This window comes from Pseudomonas sp. BS3782 TE3695, assembly GCF_050435305.1.
Taxonomy (GTDB): domain Bacteria; phylum Pseudomonadota; class Gammaproteobacteria; order Pseudomonadales; family Pseudomonadaceae; genus Aquipseudomonas.
Window position 1 is genome coordinate 3,161,863 of sequence record NZ_JBNDKB010000001.1, and the last position, 15,008, is coordinate 3,176,870.

Annotated in this window: 16 protein-coding genes; 7 read left to right on the top strand and 9 right to left on the bottom strand. The window is 58.8% G+C overall.

Annotation, left to right across the window (positions count from 1 at the left end; translation table 11 throughout):
- Window positions 1–44: 44 nt before the first annotated feature.
- From ABH909_RS14390 to ABH909_RS14425, 8 genes are all read right to left on the bottom strand, one after another.
- On the bottom strand, window positions 45–1,301 hold the full coding sequence (locus tag ABH909_RS14390) for an FAD-dependent oxidoreductase (protein WP_429439898.1): 1,257 nt from the start codon (window positions 1,299–1,301) through the stop codon (window positions 45–47).
- Window positions 1,298–1,534 carry a (2Fe-2S)-binding protein gene (locus ABH909_RS14395; RefSeq protein ID WP_008074690.1) on the bottom strand — a complete coding sequence of 79 codons (237 nt, stop codon included), beginning with the start codon at window positions 1,532–1,534 and terminating at the stop codon, window positions 1,298–1,300. The genes ABH909_RS14390 and ABH909_RS14395 overlap by 4 nt, the downstream gene beginning before the upstream one ends.
- Entirely contained in the window at window positions 1,527–2,642 is a 1,116-nt protein-coding gene (locus ABH909_RS14400) for an NAD(P)/FAD-dependent oxidoreductase (protein ID WP_429434127.1), read from the bottom strand. The genes ABH909_RS14395 and ABH909_RS14400 overlap by 8 nt, the downstream gene beginning before the upstream one ends.
- Window positions 2,639–3,571: a 4-hydroxyproline epimerase gene (locus ABH909_RS14405; protein WP_429434130.1), complete on the bottom strand. Its 933-nt coding sequence runs from the start codon at window positions 3,569–3,571 to the stop codon at window positions 2,639–2,641. Before ABH909_RS14405 ends, ABH909_RS14400 begins: the two co-directional genes overlap by 4 nt.
- A 114-nt stretch (window positions 3,572–3,685) precedes the next feature.
- A complete protein-coding gene (locus ABH909_RS14410) occupies window positions 3,686–4,357 on the bottom strand; it encodes a GntR family transcriptional regulator (protein WP_429434133.1) in 672 nt (223 codons plus the stop codon).
- Between the two features lie 155 nt (window positions 4,358–4,512).
- Window positions 4,513–5,040, bottom strand: a complete 528-nt coding sequence (locus ABH909_RS14415) for a cytochrome b/b6 domain-containing protein (RefSeq protein ID WP_429434136.1) — start codon at window positions 5,038–5,040, stop codon at window positions 4,513–4,515.
- Window positions 5,041–5,047: 7 nt separating this feature from the next.
- Complete coding sequence (locus ABH909_RS14420; protein WP_429434139.1) at window positions 5,048–5,311, bottom strand: PepSY domain-containing protein; 264 nt, start codon at window positions 5,309–5,311, stop codon at window positions 5,048–5,050.
- A gap of 322 nt (window positions 5,312–5,633) precedes the next feature.
- Window positions 5,634–7,757: a TonB-dependent receptor gene (locus tag ABH909_RS14425; protein ID WP_429434142.1), complete on the bottom strand. Its 2,124-nt coding sequence runs from the start codon at window positions 7,755–7,757 to the stop codon at window positions 5,634–5,636.
- 161 nt (window positions 7,758–7,918) lie between these two features.
- Here ABH909_RS14425 and ABH909_RS14430 point away from each other — a divergent pair, with 161 nt between their 5' ends.
- From ABH909_RS14430 to ABH909_RS14455, 6 genes are all read left to right on the top strand, one after another.
- Window positions 7,919–8,284: a metalloregulator ArsR/SmtB family transcription factor gene (locus ABH909_RS14430; protein ID WP_429434145.1), complete on the top strand. Its 366-nt coding sequence runs from the start codon at window positions 7,919–7,921 to the stop codon at window positions 8,282–8,284.
- A 32-nt stretch (window positions 8,285–8,316) separates the two neighbouring features.
- Window positions 8,317–9,033: an arsenical resistance protein ArsH gene (gene arsH, locus ABH909_RS14435; RefSeq protein ID WP_095632908.1), complete on the top strand. Its 717-nt coding sequence runs from the start codon at window positions 8,317–8,319 to the stop codon at window positions 9,031–9,033.
- Window positions 9,034–9,043: 10 nt separating this feature from the next.
- A complete protein-coding gene (locus tag ABH909_RS14440) occupies window positions 9,044–10,048 on the top strand; it encodes an ArsJ-associated glyceraldehyde-3-phosphate dehydrogenase (protein ID WP_429434148.1) in 1,005 nt (334 codons plus the stop codon).
- A 9-nt stretch (window positions 10,049–10,057) separates the two neighbouring features.
- Window positions 10,058–11,278: an organoarsenical effux MFS transporter ArsJ gene (gene arsJ, locus ABH909_RS14445; protein WP_429434151.1), complete on the top strand. Its 1,221-nt coding sequence runs from the start codon at window positions 10,058–10,060 to the stop codon at window positions 11,276–11,278.
- 339 nt (window positions 11,279–11,617) lie between these two features.
- Window positions 11,618–12,217: a serine protease gene (locus ABH909_RS14450; protein WP_429439900.1), complete on the top strand. Its 600-nt coding sequence runs from the start codon at window positions 11,618–11,620 to the stop codon at window positions 12,215–12,217.
- Window positions 12,218–12,413: 196 nt separating this feature from the next.
- Window positions 12,414–13,316, top strand: coding sequence for a universal stress protein (locus ABH909_RS14455; RefSeq protein ID WP_429434153.1), 903 nt, complete (start codon window positions 12,414–12,416; stop codon window positions 13,314–13,316).
- Here ABH909_RS14455 and ABH909_RS14460 read toward each other — a convergent pair.
- Window positions 13,310–13,720, bottom strand: coding sequence for a hypothetical protein (locus tag ABH909_RS14460; protein WP_429434156.1), 411 nt, complete (start codon window positions 13,718–13,720; stop codon window positions 13,310–13,312). The two genes, ABH909_RS14455 and ABH909_RS14460, sit on opposite strands and share 7 nt — an antisense overlap.
- A 334-nt stretch (window positions 13,721–14,054) precedes the next feature.
- On the opposite strand from ABH909_RS14460, the gene ABH909_RS14465 reads away from it, so the two are divergent.
- Window positions 14,055–14,891 (top strand): undecaprenyl-diphosphate phosphatase, encoded by an 837-nt coding sequence (locus tag ABH909_RS14465; RefSeq protein WP_429434158.1) that lies wholly within the window; start codon window positions 14,055–14,057, stop codon window positions 14,889–14,891.
- Window positions 14,892–15,008: the final 117 nt, after the last annotated feature.

A 15,008-nucleotide genomic window follows, 5' to 3' on the forward strand; every position in this document is an offset into this window, starting at 1 on the left:
GATCATAGAGGCTCGGCAGCGTGGCCGAAACCCCCGAGGGGGAATCAGGCTGGCGGGGTGTCGTCCAGGCACATCAAGGTCTCGATTCGCGCCGGGCTGAAGGGTGGGCGGGGCGCGGAAGGTTGCCAGCCGAACAGGTGCTGCACCGCACCGCCGCACACCCGGCCCTGACAGGCGCCCATGCCGCAGCGACTGGCCAGCTTGGCTTCGCGCCAGTCCGTGTGCGAGGCCAATGCGGCGTAAGGCACGTCTTCGCAGCGGCAGACCAGGGTGTCGGGTTGGGCCAGGGACTTGAGTGGCGGGGCGAGGGCGAATGCCTGATTCAGTGCCTTGGCGAAACCCTGCCAGCGTGCCCGGCGTGGCCACAATTGGCGGGCCGCTTCAAGGTTACCGACCGCCGCGTGACCAGCAATTGCACCTTCGACCAACGCCAGTTCACTGCCACCAAACCCGGTGCATTCGCCTGCCGCATAATGATCGGCGCGGCTGCTCGCCTGCCAGGCATCCACCGCCAACGCCTGACCTTCGATGGCGTAACCCAGTGCCTGGCCCAATTGAATGTTCGGGATCAAGCCGAAACCACAGGCCAGCCGATCACATGCCAGTTCGATGATTTTGCCTTGCTGTTGCAGGCGCACACCTTCCAGTCGGTCAGTGCCGAGGGCGGCCAGTACATGAGTCGCGGTGCGGTAATGGCGGTCAAACAAGCTGAACGATTGCATCAGTTTGTTGGGCCAGCGGGGCAGTTGCGCGGCGAAACCGGCGACGGCGATGCGCGAGGCTTGCTCGGCGATGCGTTGTACCTGCGCCCCCTGCTTTTTCGCGGTGGCGGCACTCGCCAGTAATAGCGGGCCGCTGCCGGCGATCACCACGCGCTCACCCTGCACCGGCACACCCGCCTTGATCAGCGCCTGCAAGCCACCGGCCCCGGTCACGCCGGGCAATGTCCAGCCGGGGAAGGGCAGCAGCAATTCGCGGGCGCCGGTGCACAGAATCAGTTTCTCGTAACTGATCAACCAGCCATCGTCATCATCTTCGACCAACAGTTGTTTCGGACTGGGACTGGCGATCACCCGGGTGCCAGCGTGATGGCGGATGTTGCTGCAAGCCTGCAAACGCTCACGCAGGCGACGGGCCTGATCGGGCACGTTGGCTTGAGGGCCGTCACGCCAGATTTGCCCGCCCGGCAGCGGATTGTCGTCGAGCATGACAATGTGTGTGCCGCTGGGGGCGGCGGCGAGGGCGGCGGCCATGCCAGCGGGGCCGGCACCGATGATCAGCAGATCGGCGTATTCGTTCATGGGCATGTCTGCACCTGCATGCCGTCTCGGCACAAAGTCTGGCAGGCCAGGCGTCGCCGGCCGTCGATGGTCACCCTGCATTCCTGGCAGATGCCCATGCCGCACAGCGGTGCGCGGCGCTGACCACTGACCGACGTGCGCGTGCAGCCGTCGCTGCCCAACGCCAAGGCAGCGGCGACGCTGGTGCCCTCGGCCACCTTCAAGGCGCGGCCGTCCAGCAGTAATTCAGGCATAGGCAGTTTCTCCGAGAAAACGCTGGGGCAGATAGGGTTGTGCGGCCAGTGGCGGGGTTTCGTTGAACAGTTGCGCCACCAGCAAGTCGGCGGTGCCGGGGGCCGTGGTGACGCCCAACCCTTCATGACCGACCGCCAGCCACAAGCCTTGTCGCTGCGGGTGTTGGCCCACCAGCGGCAGGCCGTCGGGGCTGGCGGCGCGAAAGCCGGTCCAGGCGCGGATGCCGTTGAGCCGGGCCAGCCCCGGCATGTACTCGGCGGCACGCTTGAGCATTTTCGCCAGCATCCAGCCTTCGACTTGCGGGTCGGTGGTACCGAATTGCCGCGAGGCACCGATGAACAATTGCCCGGTGGGACGCGGCTGAATATTGCAGGCGGTCGACGGCCCGGTGGCGTTGTGGGCGCTGGTGACGTAACCCAGTTCCACCAGCGTGTGGGTGACGGTGCGGGGGTAGCGATCAGTAATCAGCAGATGACCTTTCTTCGGCTCGATGGGCAACTCCGGGCACAGTTCGTTAGCCTGAATCCCGTTGGCCAACACCACCGCTTCGGCACTCAACCAGTGGCCGTCATCGAGGCATACGCGGTTGCCATCGACCGCGCTGACCCGTGCCCGGCGTTGACGGATGTTCGGCGTGTCGAGCATCCAGCTGGCCGTCGCCGGCGCATAAAGAATGCCGTCGCCATTGATCAACAAACCGCCTTCCAGACCCTCGCGCAGTTCCGGTTCACGCTGGCGCAAGGCACTGGCGCTGATCAATTCGCACGCCACGCCCTGGGCTTTCAGGTTCAAGTATTTGCCATGGGCGACCGCCATTTCCTCGGCGTTGGCCGCCAGCCACAGCGTGCCGTTGTTGCGGTAGGCGCAGTCGTCGGGCAGGGCCGGCGCCAGTTCGCGCCAGCGTTGCAAGGAATATTGACTCAGGGCCAGCTCGGCCGGGTTGTCGTCGAGCACCAGCAAGTGGCCCATGCCCGCCGCCGTCGCACCGTGCAGGCCGGCGTCGAGCACCAGCACCTGCAAGCCACGACGGGCCAGCGCCTGGGCACAGGCGGCGCCGATGATGCCGGCGCCGATCACGATCACATCGGCCACAAGGCCCTCGTTCATGGACGAATGCCCCAGGCGAACGGGTCATCCTGTTCGATGATCAGACTGGCTTCGGCGCTGATAAAAGCGCGGCCGCGAATGGTCGGCACGATGCGCTCGCCCTGCCATTCATAAGAGCCTTCGAACTCGCTGCCGATGACACTGGCCTGGCGCCAGATCTGCCCCGGTTGCAACTTGTCGTCCGCGGCCAGGCACGCCAGTTTGGCACTGGTGCCGGTGCCGCACGGTGAGCGGTCATAGGCCTTGCCGGGGCAGAGGACAAAGTTGCGGCTGTCGGCGTGATCGTCATCGCTGAACAGCTCGACATGGTCGATCAGCCCGCCGTCTTCGCCACGTATACCCTGGGCCTCCAGCGCCTGTTGCACGGCGTAGGTGTAAGCGGTCAGCGCGTCGAGGTTATCGCCGTCAACCCGCAGGCCATGCTCGGCGATCAGGAAAAACCAGTTGCCGCCCCAAGCGATATCACCGACCACTTGACCGATTCCCGCCACCTGCAACACCAGCGCCTTGCGGTAACGGTAGGCCGGCACATTGCGCACGCTCACCGAATGGTCGTCGTGCAAAGTCGCCTGCACCGTACCCACCGGCGTCTCGATGCGATGGACGCCGGGGCTGATCTTGCCCAGATACGCCAACGACGCCACCAGGCCAATCGTGCCGTGGCCGCACATGCCCAGGTAACCGGTGTTATTGAAGAAAATCACCCCGGCACAGGCGCTCGGGTCGACCGGCTCGCAAAGCAGGGCACCCACCAGCACGTCGCTGCCACGGGGTTCGAGCACACAAGCGGCGCGCCATTGATCGTGATGTTCGGCGAGCAGCTTGCGGCGTTCGGCCATGCTGCCGGTGCCCAGGTCAGGGAAGCCGGCGATCACCAGACGGGTCGGTTCGCCGCCGGTGTGGGAGTCGATCACGGTGATGCGTTTCATGGGAGGGCCACGTCCGTTCAGATGAGTGAACGAAAGAGTGGCCTGTGCAGCGGGGTGTCGGCTTGATGGATTTAACCTGTGCCGATGACGAAATCAGCATAGCGTCCCGAAGACTCAGTGCGCGTGAGGCAGGTGTTCGAACAAGGTCTTGCAGACGCCGGCAATGTGCTCGTCCAGCAGCTTCACCGCCAGATCCACATCCCCGGCACGACAGGCTTTGATGATCTCACGGTGCTCGTGATCAGCCCGTTCCTTGCCGGCCGACAGGCTCATCTGCATACGCAGGTAGCGCTCCAGCTTATCGTTGACCGAGCGGATCAGGCTGATCAGAAACGGCCGTTGCGCCGGCTCGTAAAGGCAAGCGTGCAGCTCCCAATTGAGTTCGGCCCAGCGGCCCACGTCGTCTTCGCCAATGAATTCCTGACAGATACGCTCGGCACGGGCGAAGGTTTCTTCGGTCATGTTGGGAATGGCCAGGCGCAGTATCTTGTCCTCGAGCAACATCCGCACTTCGAACATCTGCGCCAGTTCGGCGTCGGAAACCCGCGTGACCATCGCCCCGCGATTGCGCTGGAACATCACCAGCCCTTCGGCCTCCAGCCGCTTGAGGGCCTCGCGCACCGGGATCTTGCTGACGTTGAACTGGCGAGCGATGTCGTCCTGGCGAATCGGCTCATCTTCGGCGAAATGCCCGGCGACGATCGCATCCCGCAGGTGACGGGTGATGATTTCCGAAGTCGAAGGGGTATTGCCAAGGTCGGGGGCGTTGAGTTTGGGTAGGTTCACGGCAGCGGTCGTTTGGAGTGAGATGGCGATAGGGTATACGAAATTCTTTCGCTGCGAAGTTCCGGGCGATGGTCGCCTCGAAGAAATGGCAGGATTGGCACCCGCCCGTTCCTGCAAGGGAGAGGGCAATGTGCGGTATCAGAAAGCGTTGAGCGTTAGCGCTTACGCCGATGGCCAGTGATCATCGACAGCGGCAGGTTTTCACGCAGGCGTATGCTCTCCACCAACGCCGCGACGATATGTACACAAACCAATGCGAGCAGTGCATTGGCCATCAACTCGTGGACATCACGCAGCCAGTCTTCGCCCCAGAAGTAATCCACTTCTTCCATCAAGAATCCGCTGATACCCAGACCGGTCATCAACAGCAGCATGAGAACCATCACCAGCGCACCGATGGGCGAATGACCCATGCGGTGATAGTCCTTGCCGGAAAACAGCGCGCGGCCATGCTGGACGACCCGCGTCGGCGTCGGCCAGAAGTCTGACCAACGCGCCGATGGCGGGCCGATGAACCCCCACACCACACGCACCAGCACGACAGCCACGGCGTAATAGCCGAGCCAGCGATGCCAGCTGTCACCTTCCTCATTGAGGAAGTAGTCGCTGATGAAGACAACCACCAGGGACCAGTGGCAAATGCGTACGAGCGGGTCCCAGAGGCGCAGGGTTTCAGCGTTCACCGGGGGCCTATTCGATCTCTTCTTTCACAACTTTTCCGCTGACCGGGTCGAAGTAGATCTCGACTTTGCGCTTGTCTTTGTCCCAGCCGTAGATCTCGTAGCAATTGCCGCTTGTGACCTTGAATTTCTTGATGTCATAGCCCTTGGCCTTGAGCTCTTCCTGAAATTTGGCCTGGTCTTGCCATTGAGCCTTGTCGGTGGTGGTGCATTCAGGGCCGGCGAAGGCCACGGGGGAGGCGGCAAGAAGCGAGAGCAACAGAAGTTTACGCATGGGTTTTCCTCTGAGTATTGTTGTCTGACAACGCGAGAGATTCTCATCACTCTGTGCGCGCTGAAGGTTAGTCGAGCTTTTGATCGCTGTCACGATGTCCTATTCACTGAAGATAGTCTTGAGTCACCGACATCTGTGGCGAGGGAGCTTGCTCCCGCTTGAGTGCGTAGCACTCACAAAAATCGGCAATGATTGTCAGATTTTTGGGGCCGCTACGCAGCCCAGCGCGAGCAAGCTCGCTCGCCACAAAGGTAAGCATGACTGAGGAATAGTGCTTGATTAGCATTGCCTGGGAGGCAGGCATTTGCTTTCAAATTTCCACTCAGAACCGGTAGTTGGTGCTCAGCTCCAGAGTTCGCGGTGCTCCGGGGGTGATCAAGTCCACCGAACCATGGGCCGAGGCGTAATAGTCTTTGTCGAAGACGTTACGCAAGCGCAGCGCCATGTCCCATTTCGGCAGGTTGTAGAGCAACGCCGCGTCGAAGGTGGTGTAAGCGGGCATGACCACCTGGTTATCCAGGGCGGTATAACGGTCATCGACATAGTTCGCCCCCATGCCTACGCGCCAGGTGTTGGTCAGCGAGCGCACCAGCCAGAGGTTGGCGCTGTGACGCGGGGTCAACGTTGGTGTCTGGCCTTCGTTGGCAACGCCATTGGTTCGGTTGTTGGACTTGGTGATCTCGGCGTCCAGATAGGCGTAGCCGGCATAGACCTGCCACTTGTCACTCAACTGCCCGCTGGCGGTCAATTCAAGGCCGTCGGTGCGCTGCTCGCCAGCCAGGACCAGTTTGGTCGGGTTCGCCGGATCGGTCGTTTTGATGTTGGTGCGTTCCAGCCGAAACAGCGCCGCGGTCAACTCCAGGCGATTGTCGAGCAGGTCCCACTTGCCGCCGATCTCGTAGTTGGTGGTTTGCTCTGGTTCAAGGTCCTGGTTGGTAGTGCTCAGGGCGAAGACTTCGGAGGAGGGTTGATAAGAGCGACTCACCGAAATGTAGTAGGACTGAACCTGGTCAGGCTGATAGACCAGGCCTGCACGCGGGCTCCAGGTGTTGTCGGTTCGGGACATGGAGGCGCCCGTCAGATCATCCGAATACTCCTGATCGAACACGTCATAGCGCACGCCCAACAGGGCTTTCCAGTGTGGGGTCAGTTCAATCAGATCCTGGACGTAGAAACCGGCCGTGTCCTGGGTGGTGGTGCCCTTGGCGGTTTGTCGGTTGGCCTGGAACGGCACGTCGACCAAACCATCGCGGTACACCGGAACCCGCGCCACGTTGCTTTGGCTGAAGACCGATTGATCCTTGACCTGACGTCCCAGTTCAACGCCATAAAGAAGGTTATGGTTCATCCCGGCCAGCGTGGCCTGTTGCTTCAGTTCGGTCTGGTTGAACCAGCCGTCTTCCTTGCGCTGCACGTTGCCGCGATTGAGTTTGACCAGCAATTCGCCGTTGGGGGCGGTGACGAAACGTGTCGGGCTGGAGTCGGCAAGTGTGTTGTTGCGATCCAGATCGTAGTGGTAATAGCGGCTGGTGTTGCTCAGGGTGAAATCGTCGTTGATGCGATAGTCGACGCCGGCCGTGAACGAAAACACTTCGCTGCGGGTGTAATCGTCATCCGGGTCGGCGGAACCGAAGCGCTTGTCCCGATCGACATCGACCGGGCGATCGCCCCGCGCGGGAATGCCGAAATCGATCAAGCGTTTGTCGTAGAGGTACGTCGCCCCCAGGTTCAGCTCAAGATCGTCGGAGAGCTTGAAGTAGGCTGAAGGCGCAATGGCCTTGCGATCGATATAGCCGTCATCGCGGAAGGTGTCGCTGTTCTCCAGCGCGCCGGTCACCCGGAATGCCTTGTCGTTTTGCTGCTGATCGGCCCAGCCAGCGTCGAACTGCGTGCGCTTTTTACCTTCGCTGTCGACGCTGACACCCACTTCCTGCTTGGGGGTGAAATTGGGCTTTTTACTGATGCTGTTGATCAGGCCACCGGATGAACCGCGACCATAGAGCACCGCTGCCGGCCCCTTGATCACTTCCACGCGCTCGACGTTGGACAGATCGCGGAAGTAAAGCGCGTCGTCGCGAACGCCGTCGACGTACATGTCGCCGATGGCACTGAAGCCGCGAATGGTGACTTGGTCGCGCTGGCCATCGCCATTGGAAAGACCGATGCCGGGGACGTTCTTCAACACGTCTTCCATCGACTGTGCGCCCTGATCCTTGATCACGCTCTGAGGGATCACGTTCACCGTTTGCGGGATATCCCGCAGCGGGGCGTCGATCTTCAGCGCACTGCGGCTGTCGGTCGGCCGATAGCTCTGCTCGCTGTAATCACTGGTCACAGCGGTTGCAGGCAGGGCCAATGTCGATTGGGTTTGTGCTTGCAAATCAGGTACTGCAAAAAGCCCCAACAGTGAGAGAGAGGCGGGGTGAATGCGCGGTAAAGCCACCATGAGCTCCTTTTTTAATTATCGCGTGAATGATAACGATTATCCTTTGTAAGTAAATAAATATCATTCACAGACGAAGTCGACACATTGGTCGTTGAATTTCACATGCGGAAAAACGTATATTCGGTAAATCGCATATGAGCGGCCCAACCCGGAGAAACCCAATGGCTGAACATCTGACGCCGACCACTGTTTTCAAATGCCTGGCTGACGACAACCGGGTCCGCATGATGCTGCTCATCGCCCATGAGGGAGAGCTGTGCGTCTGCGAGCTGACCTGTGCGTTGGATGAGAGCCAGCCCAAAGTCTCCAGGCACCTGGCGCAGTTACGCACTTGCGGATTGCTCTCGGACCGGCGGCAGGGCCAATGGGTTTACTACCGACTGCACCCGAATCTTCCGGGCTGGGTGCATCAGGTGCTGACCGTGGTGCTCGAGTCCAACAGACATTGGTTGAGCCCGGATGCCAAACGCCTTGAACAAATGGGTGACCGTCCCGAACGCGCAGCGGCTTGCTGCCCGGCTCGATGATTTCAGACGCGCTATTGCGCAGGACAATGACCATGCACGATGACCACATGCCCCATCTCGATACCGAACTGGTTGATCTCCCGTCGACCGACAAGCTCGGCATCGAACACACTTCCAGCCACAAACCGCGCATTTTGCTGTTGTACGGATCGACCCGTGAGCGCTCCTTCAGTCGCTTGCTGGTCGAGGAAGCTGCCCGTTTGCTGGAGCATTTCGGTGCCGAAACACGGGTGTTCGATCCGTCTGGTTTGCCGCTGCCTGATGATGCTGGCGACGATCACCCACGGGTGCAGGCGCTGCGCGAATTGATGATGTGGTCGGAAGGGCAGGTCTGGTGTTCACCCGAACGTCACGGTTCGATGAGTGCAGTCTTCAAGGCGCAGATCGACTGGGTGCCGCTCGCGATGGGCGCCATACGCCCGACCCAGGGCAAGACCCTCGCCGTGATGCAAGTGTGCGGCGGTTCGCAGTCGTTCAACGTAGTCAATCAGTTGCGGGTGCTGGGGCGCTGGATGCGCATGTTCACCATTCCCAACCAATCCTCCGTGCCGAAGGCCTATCTGGAATTCGACGATAACGGCCGGATGAAACCTTCGCCGTTCTACGACCGTGTCGTGGATGTGATGGAAGAACTGGTGAAATTCACCTTGCTGCTGCGCGATCGTCAGGACTATCTAGTCGATCGATATTCCGAACGCAAGGAATCGGCGCAAGCCCTCATGAAACGTGTCAATCAGCGCTCTATTTGAAGGAGGAAACATGACGATCAAAGTAGGCATCAATGGTTTTGGCCGTATCGGTCGCCTCGCACTGCGAGCAGCCTGGAGCTGGCCAGAGTTTGAATTCGTGCAGATCAACGATCCGGCAGGCGACGCAGCAACTCATGCGCACCTGCTGAACTTCGACTCGGTGCACGGCCGTTGGAATTATCAGGCGGACGCCGAAGGTGATTGCGTCGTCATCGAAGGCAAGCGAATCAAGGTAACGACCAACAAGGCGATCGCCGACACCGATTGGTCGGGCTGCGATCTGGTGATCGAAGCCAGCGGCAAGATGAAGACCGTCGCGGTGCTTCAGGCTTACCTCGACCAAGGCGTGAAGCGTGTGGTGGTCAGCGCCCCGGTGAAGGAGAAGGGCGCGCTGAACATCGTCATGGGCGTCAACCATCAGCTGTTCAACCCGGCGGAACATCGTATTGTCACCGCCGCGTCGTGCACCACCAACTGCCTGGCGCCGGTGGTGAAGGTGATCCACGAGAAACTGGGCATTCGCCACGGTTCGATCACCACCATCCACGACCTGACCAACACTCAAAGCATCCTCGATCAGCCGCACAAGGATCTGCGCCGTGCCCGTGCATCGGGCATGAGTTTGATCCCGACCAGCACTGGTTCGGCCACCGCCATTGCCGAAATTTTCCCGGAACTGCGCGGGCGTCTCAATGGCCACGCCGTGCGCGTACCGTTGGCCAACGCTTCGCTGACCGATTGTGTCTTTGAAGTCGAGCGCGCCACCACCGTCGAAGAAGTGAATCAGTTCCTCAAGAACGCGTCCGAAAACGAACTGAAAGACATTCTCGGTTTCGAGGAGCGTCCGCTGGTGTCCATCGACTACCGCACCGATCCACGCTCATCGATCATCGATGCGCTGTCGACCATGGTCATCAACGGCACCCAGGTCAAACTCTATGCCTGGTACGACAATGAATGGGGTTACGCAAACCGCACCGTCGAACTGGCCAGAATGGTCGGCCTGGCCGTTTAAGGAGCGCTGATGAAAGCGTTGTCAGCCCTCACGCCTCAAGTGCGGCAGTACCTGCTCGTGACGGGCAATTACTGGGCCTTCACCCTCACCGACGGTGCCTTGCGCATGTTGGTCGTGCTGCACTTTCACGCGTTGGGCTACAGCCCGCTGCAAATCGCGGCGTTGTTTCTGTTCTATGAACTCTTTGGCGTGATCACCAATCTGCTGGGCGGCTATCTCGGCGCTCGACTGGGCCTGAACCGGACCATGAACATCGGGCTGGGGATGCAGGTTGTGGCGCTGTTGATGCTGACGGTGCCAGTGGCCTGGCTGACGATTCCTTGGGTGATGGGCGCGCAGGCGCTGTCGGGGATCGCCAAAGACCTGAACAAAATGAGCGCCAAAAGCTCGATCAAGCTGTTAGTGCCCGATGGGCAACAGGGCAAGCTTTACCAATGGATAGCCATCCTCACCGGCTCAAAGAATGCACTCAAGGGTGTCGGTTTCTTTCTTGGCGGGGCATTGCTCGCCCTGATCGGGTTCAAAGGGGCATTGCTGGCCATGGCGGGGGTGCTGGCGTTGATCTGGGTCAGCAGCTTGATCCTGTTGAAAAAGGATCTGGGCAAGGCCAAAGCCAAGCCCAGGTTTCGCGACATCCTGTCCAAGAGCCGGGCCATCAACATTCTGTCGGCGGCGCGGATGTTCCTGTTTGGTGCCCGCGATGTCTGGTTTGTCGTGGCGTTGCCGGTGAACCTGAGCAGCGTCTTCGGCTGGGACTTCTGGAAGGTCGGTGGGTTCCTCGCGACCTGGGTGATCGGCTACGGCATCGTGCAATCGTTCGCTCCGCGAATCACCGGCAAGAAACGGGGGCATGTCCCTGATGGTCGAGCTGCGTTTCTGTGGGCGCTTGCTCTGGCGGGCCTGCCGGCGGCAATCGCTTTGGGCCTGAGCACCGGGTTTTCGCAGCAGACGGTGCTGTTAGGTGGGTTGATGGTTTTTGGGGCGCTGTTCGCGGTGAATTCCTCGCTGCACAGCTACCTGATCGTGTCCTATGCCAAGGAAGACGGCGTGTCGCTGGACGTGGGTTTCTACTATATGTCCAACGCCATGGGACGGCTGATCGGCACCGTGCTCTCGGGCTGGGTTTATCAGGCTTTCGGGCTGGTGGCGTGTTTATGGATTTCCAGTGTTTTTGTTATTTTCGCGGCCATGATTTCCGTGGCGTTACCGAGGCATGCCGAGATGCGTTAAATTGCGCTCGCGATGGCTGTTTCACTGGCTTTGCGCGAAGTGTCGAAAGTTGATTTCTGATTTTTTATTTAGGGTTTTGCCATTTTTCAGGCGTCAAATATTTGCAACTTTGTATATGGATCGAAAAGCAATTAGTCTTAGCACAATTTAGTTGTACGCATTCTTTACAACTTCAGCCATAAATAAACGCACCCGGGCAGGCTACGAGGAGAATTACAAAAACCGGACAACTAAAGATTCGCCACAATAAAAATCAAACCTCCTTATAAGTCGGTGATTATCATGATTAAAATCATGACCTACTTTTTAATAGGAGCTGGTATTGCAGGATGCAACGGTATGGTAAAGCCCGACTTGTCGGGGCCTGCCAACGATTCATATTTTTCCGTCTTCTCGGGCTTTCCCTTGCCCTATCTGTACATGGCCTCGGCCGTGCAATGGAACGAAGACTACGCCGTCACCACGCGCCACACCCCTCTCATTCGCAACGTGAAATACAGCTGCAGCACTGGTTGCGACCTTGTTTTCATCCAGCACAAGGCCGACGGCCGCTACCCGTCCTGGCGCGCACCGCGTGTGGGTGAACACATCACTGCCGTGGGCGCGAGCCCCTACATGACCACCGTCACCGGGCAAGGCAAAGTGTACCCGGCGCCTTTCATCAACAGTGATGAAGGCAGCGGCGAACGCTATGCCATCCATGATGCCCCGATGATAAAAGGGATGTCGGGTGGTCCCGTCATTGGCGGTGACGGCAACATTGTCGGCATCAATGTCGGTTTTTTCTCCACGACGCTTAATGACGTAAGTTTTCATCCTGGGTTAAAGGGGGCTCAGAGAGTCAGCATCTTTATCCCTTACGCGACTATTCAGCGTGAATGGCAGCTGATGCAAATGAAACTTAACGATCCACATGGCGCGCAGTATGCGAAGAAGTAATTTCATGTTGTCAATCAGTTAGCCGTCGGGAAGGGGTTCATCGTATGGTTTACGATGAACCCCTCTTGGCGGGTTAGTTGAATCCAGGCGTATATTGATTGTGTCGATCCGGAGCATTGAGGCGATAGCATATCGCGGTGCGACAGACCAGAGGCTGGGGGGCGAGCAGATATCCCGGAACGTTTGGAGGTGTGACATGAGCCAATATCAACGACTCTTTCTAATAGCCGGCCCCACCATGCGTCACACGCCGGCGCTGCAGCGAGCCGTCGCCCTTGCCGAAGCCACGGGCGCAGCGCTGCATATCACGGTGTTTATCGAAGATTTCAACATCCTGGGTTTGATCCACGCCAGTGCGCGGTTTCGTGAAGCTTGCCAGCAAGAAAACGAAAAATGGCTCAAGGATGAAGCCGACCTGATTCGTGGACGCGGAATCAACCTGAGTACCGAGGTGCTGTTCACTCGCGACGCACTGCAAGAGATCCTCCAGCACGTGACAACAACGCAGGCAGATCTGGTTATCAAGGATGTGCAGCATGAGTCGGCGCTCAAACGCGTTTTCATTACGCCTCTGGATTGGCATCTGCTGCGCGAATGTCCGGTGCCCGTCCATCTGGTCAGCGAAGTCAGTTGCCCACTTCCGCGGGTGATCGTGGCGGCCGTCGATCCATCGCATCCGGAGACTCAGATCACTGGAATCAACGACCTGATCATCCAGGCAGCGAACGAATTGGCAATGCAATGCCATGCAGAAATGCATTTGCTATATGCCTACGATCTATCGCAAACGCATATATCCGATGCGGGTGCGGGTGCAGTGACAATGCCCGGCTTCAATAGCGACGTGCGCAATTCTTTGCATAAGTCATTCATTGCATTGGCCGATCATTACGGCGTGCCCGCCGAACGCCAACACTTCGTTGCAGGGCCGCCAGGCAAGGCGCTGGCCGACTTTGCAGCGCATCACCGGGCCGACGTGATCGTCATGGGCAATGCGCATCGCAAGGGACTGGAAAAATGGGTGGGCAGTACTACCGAGCATGTTCTGTACCGGGTGCCCTGCAACATTCTCGCCGTCGCCGGGCAAGCGGATCAATGAATGGATTCGTTGTGAGGTGAGCTGGAACCTCGGCGGCCCGCGCGGGATTTTTTCAGGGCGCGCGCCGAGATATCCTGGAAGGTGTCACTGTCAGTCGCCGCGAGCAGCTTTTCGCCGTCCTTCAAGGTGGCCATAAAAGTCACTTCGGTATTTTTTCCGGCGAGCAGGTAGCCGGCGATGGCGCCAACGGGACCGAGCAACATGGCCCCCGCAAGCCCCAGGCCGATGGCGCTCTTTATATTTTTGTTGGAATCAGTGTTCTGAACGGTCAGGTCCTTGAACTCCGAGACCGGGAAGCTGGTTCCAACCCGGGGCTTGAGGGAGGTTTTGAGGGTGATGGTTCCAAGGTGATATTCCCCGTCGCACTGCGGGAAGTCACCGGCGAGTACTATGATCTTTGCCATATGAAATGTTCTCTTGGGCGATCATTTTTGGGTAGAACATTGCGCGCGCCCAAAGCCTAAACGTCAACGATCCGACGATGAGTGGCATCCATGAATTCGCGATATACAAGTGCCGATTCTGCAAAGAATTTCATTTGCAGGCGTCCTCGGGTCGAAGGGCATTTCAGGAGCGCGGCTCCCGGCGCTGCGACATGGACGTTTTATAACGTTTAGCTCAAGCAGGCAGAGAGTGCGCTTTAATCCTCCGCTGGTCCGACAGTTTTAATCGCGACCAGAATCAAATGTTCGGCATCATCAACAGACCTTTCAGCCGAGAGGGTTTAACGGGGGATTAATGGATTTCTGGACCACCACGCAAGTATCGATTTTAGGGTTGGTTGAAGGGCTTACAGAGTTTTTGCCCATCTCCAGTACCGGTCATCAGATCATTGCCGCGGACTTGCTCGACTTCGGCGGTGAGCGAGCCATGGCGTTCAATATCATCATTCAGTTGGGGGCCATTCTGGCGGTCGTCTGGGAGTTTCGTCGCAAGATTCTGGAGATCACTACCGGTTTGCCGACCCAGCGTAATGCGCAACGTTTCACTTTGAATTTGTTGATCGGTTTCTTGCCGGCGGTTGTTCTGGGTGTGATGTTCGCCGATAAAATCCATGAGTATCTTTTCAATCCGATCACCGTAGCCGTGGCGCTGGTGATAGGTGGCATCATCATGTTGTGGGCAGAGCAACGCGAGCATGTGGTGGTTATCGATCACGTGGACGAGATGCGCTGGACCGATGCCTTGAAAGTCGGTTGCGCACAGTGCCTGGCAATGATTCCCGGCACTTCGCGCTCGGGTTCGACGATTATCGGCGGGCTGCTGTTTGGCCTGTCACGCAAGACGGCTACCGAGTTTTCATTCTTCCTGGCGATGCCGACGATGGTGGGGGCCGCAGTGTACTCGGGCTATAAGTACCGCGACCTGTTCCAGTCCGCAGATTTGCCGGTGTTTGCCTTGGGGTTTGTTGCCGCATTCCTCTTTGCGATGATTGCCGTGCGCGGTTTGCTCAAGTTCATCGCCAATCATAGTTATGCGGTGTTCGCCTGGTACCGGATTGCGTTCGGTTTGCTCATTCTGGCGACATGGTTTTTGGGTTGGATCGACTGGAATCATCTCTCGACAGGGGCGTAGATTTTACTGGGCTTTGTGGCGAGCGAGCTTGCTCCGGGCGGCGTTCCGACGCTGGGCTGCGTAGCGGCCCCAAAAATCTGATAACCGATTTTTGTGAGTGCTACGCACTCAAGCGGG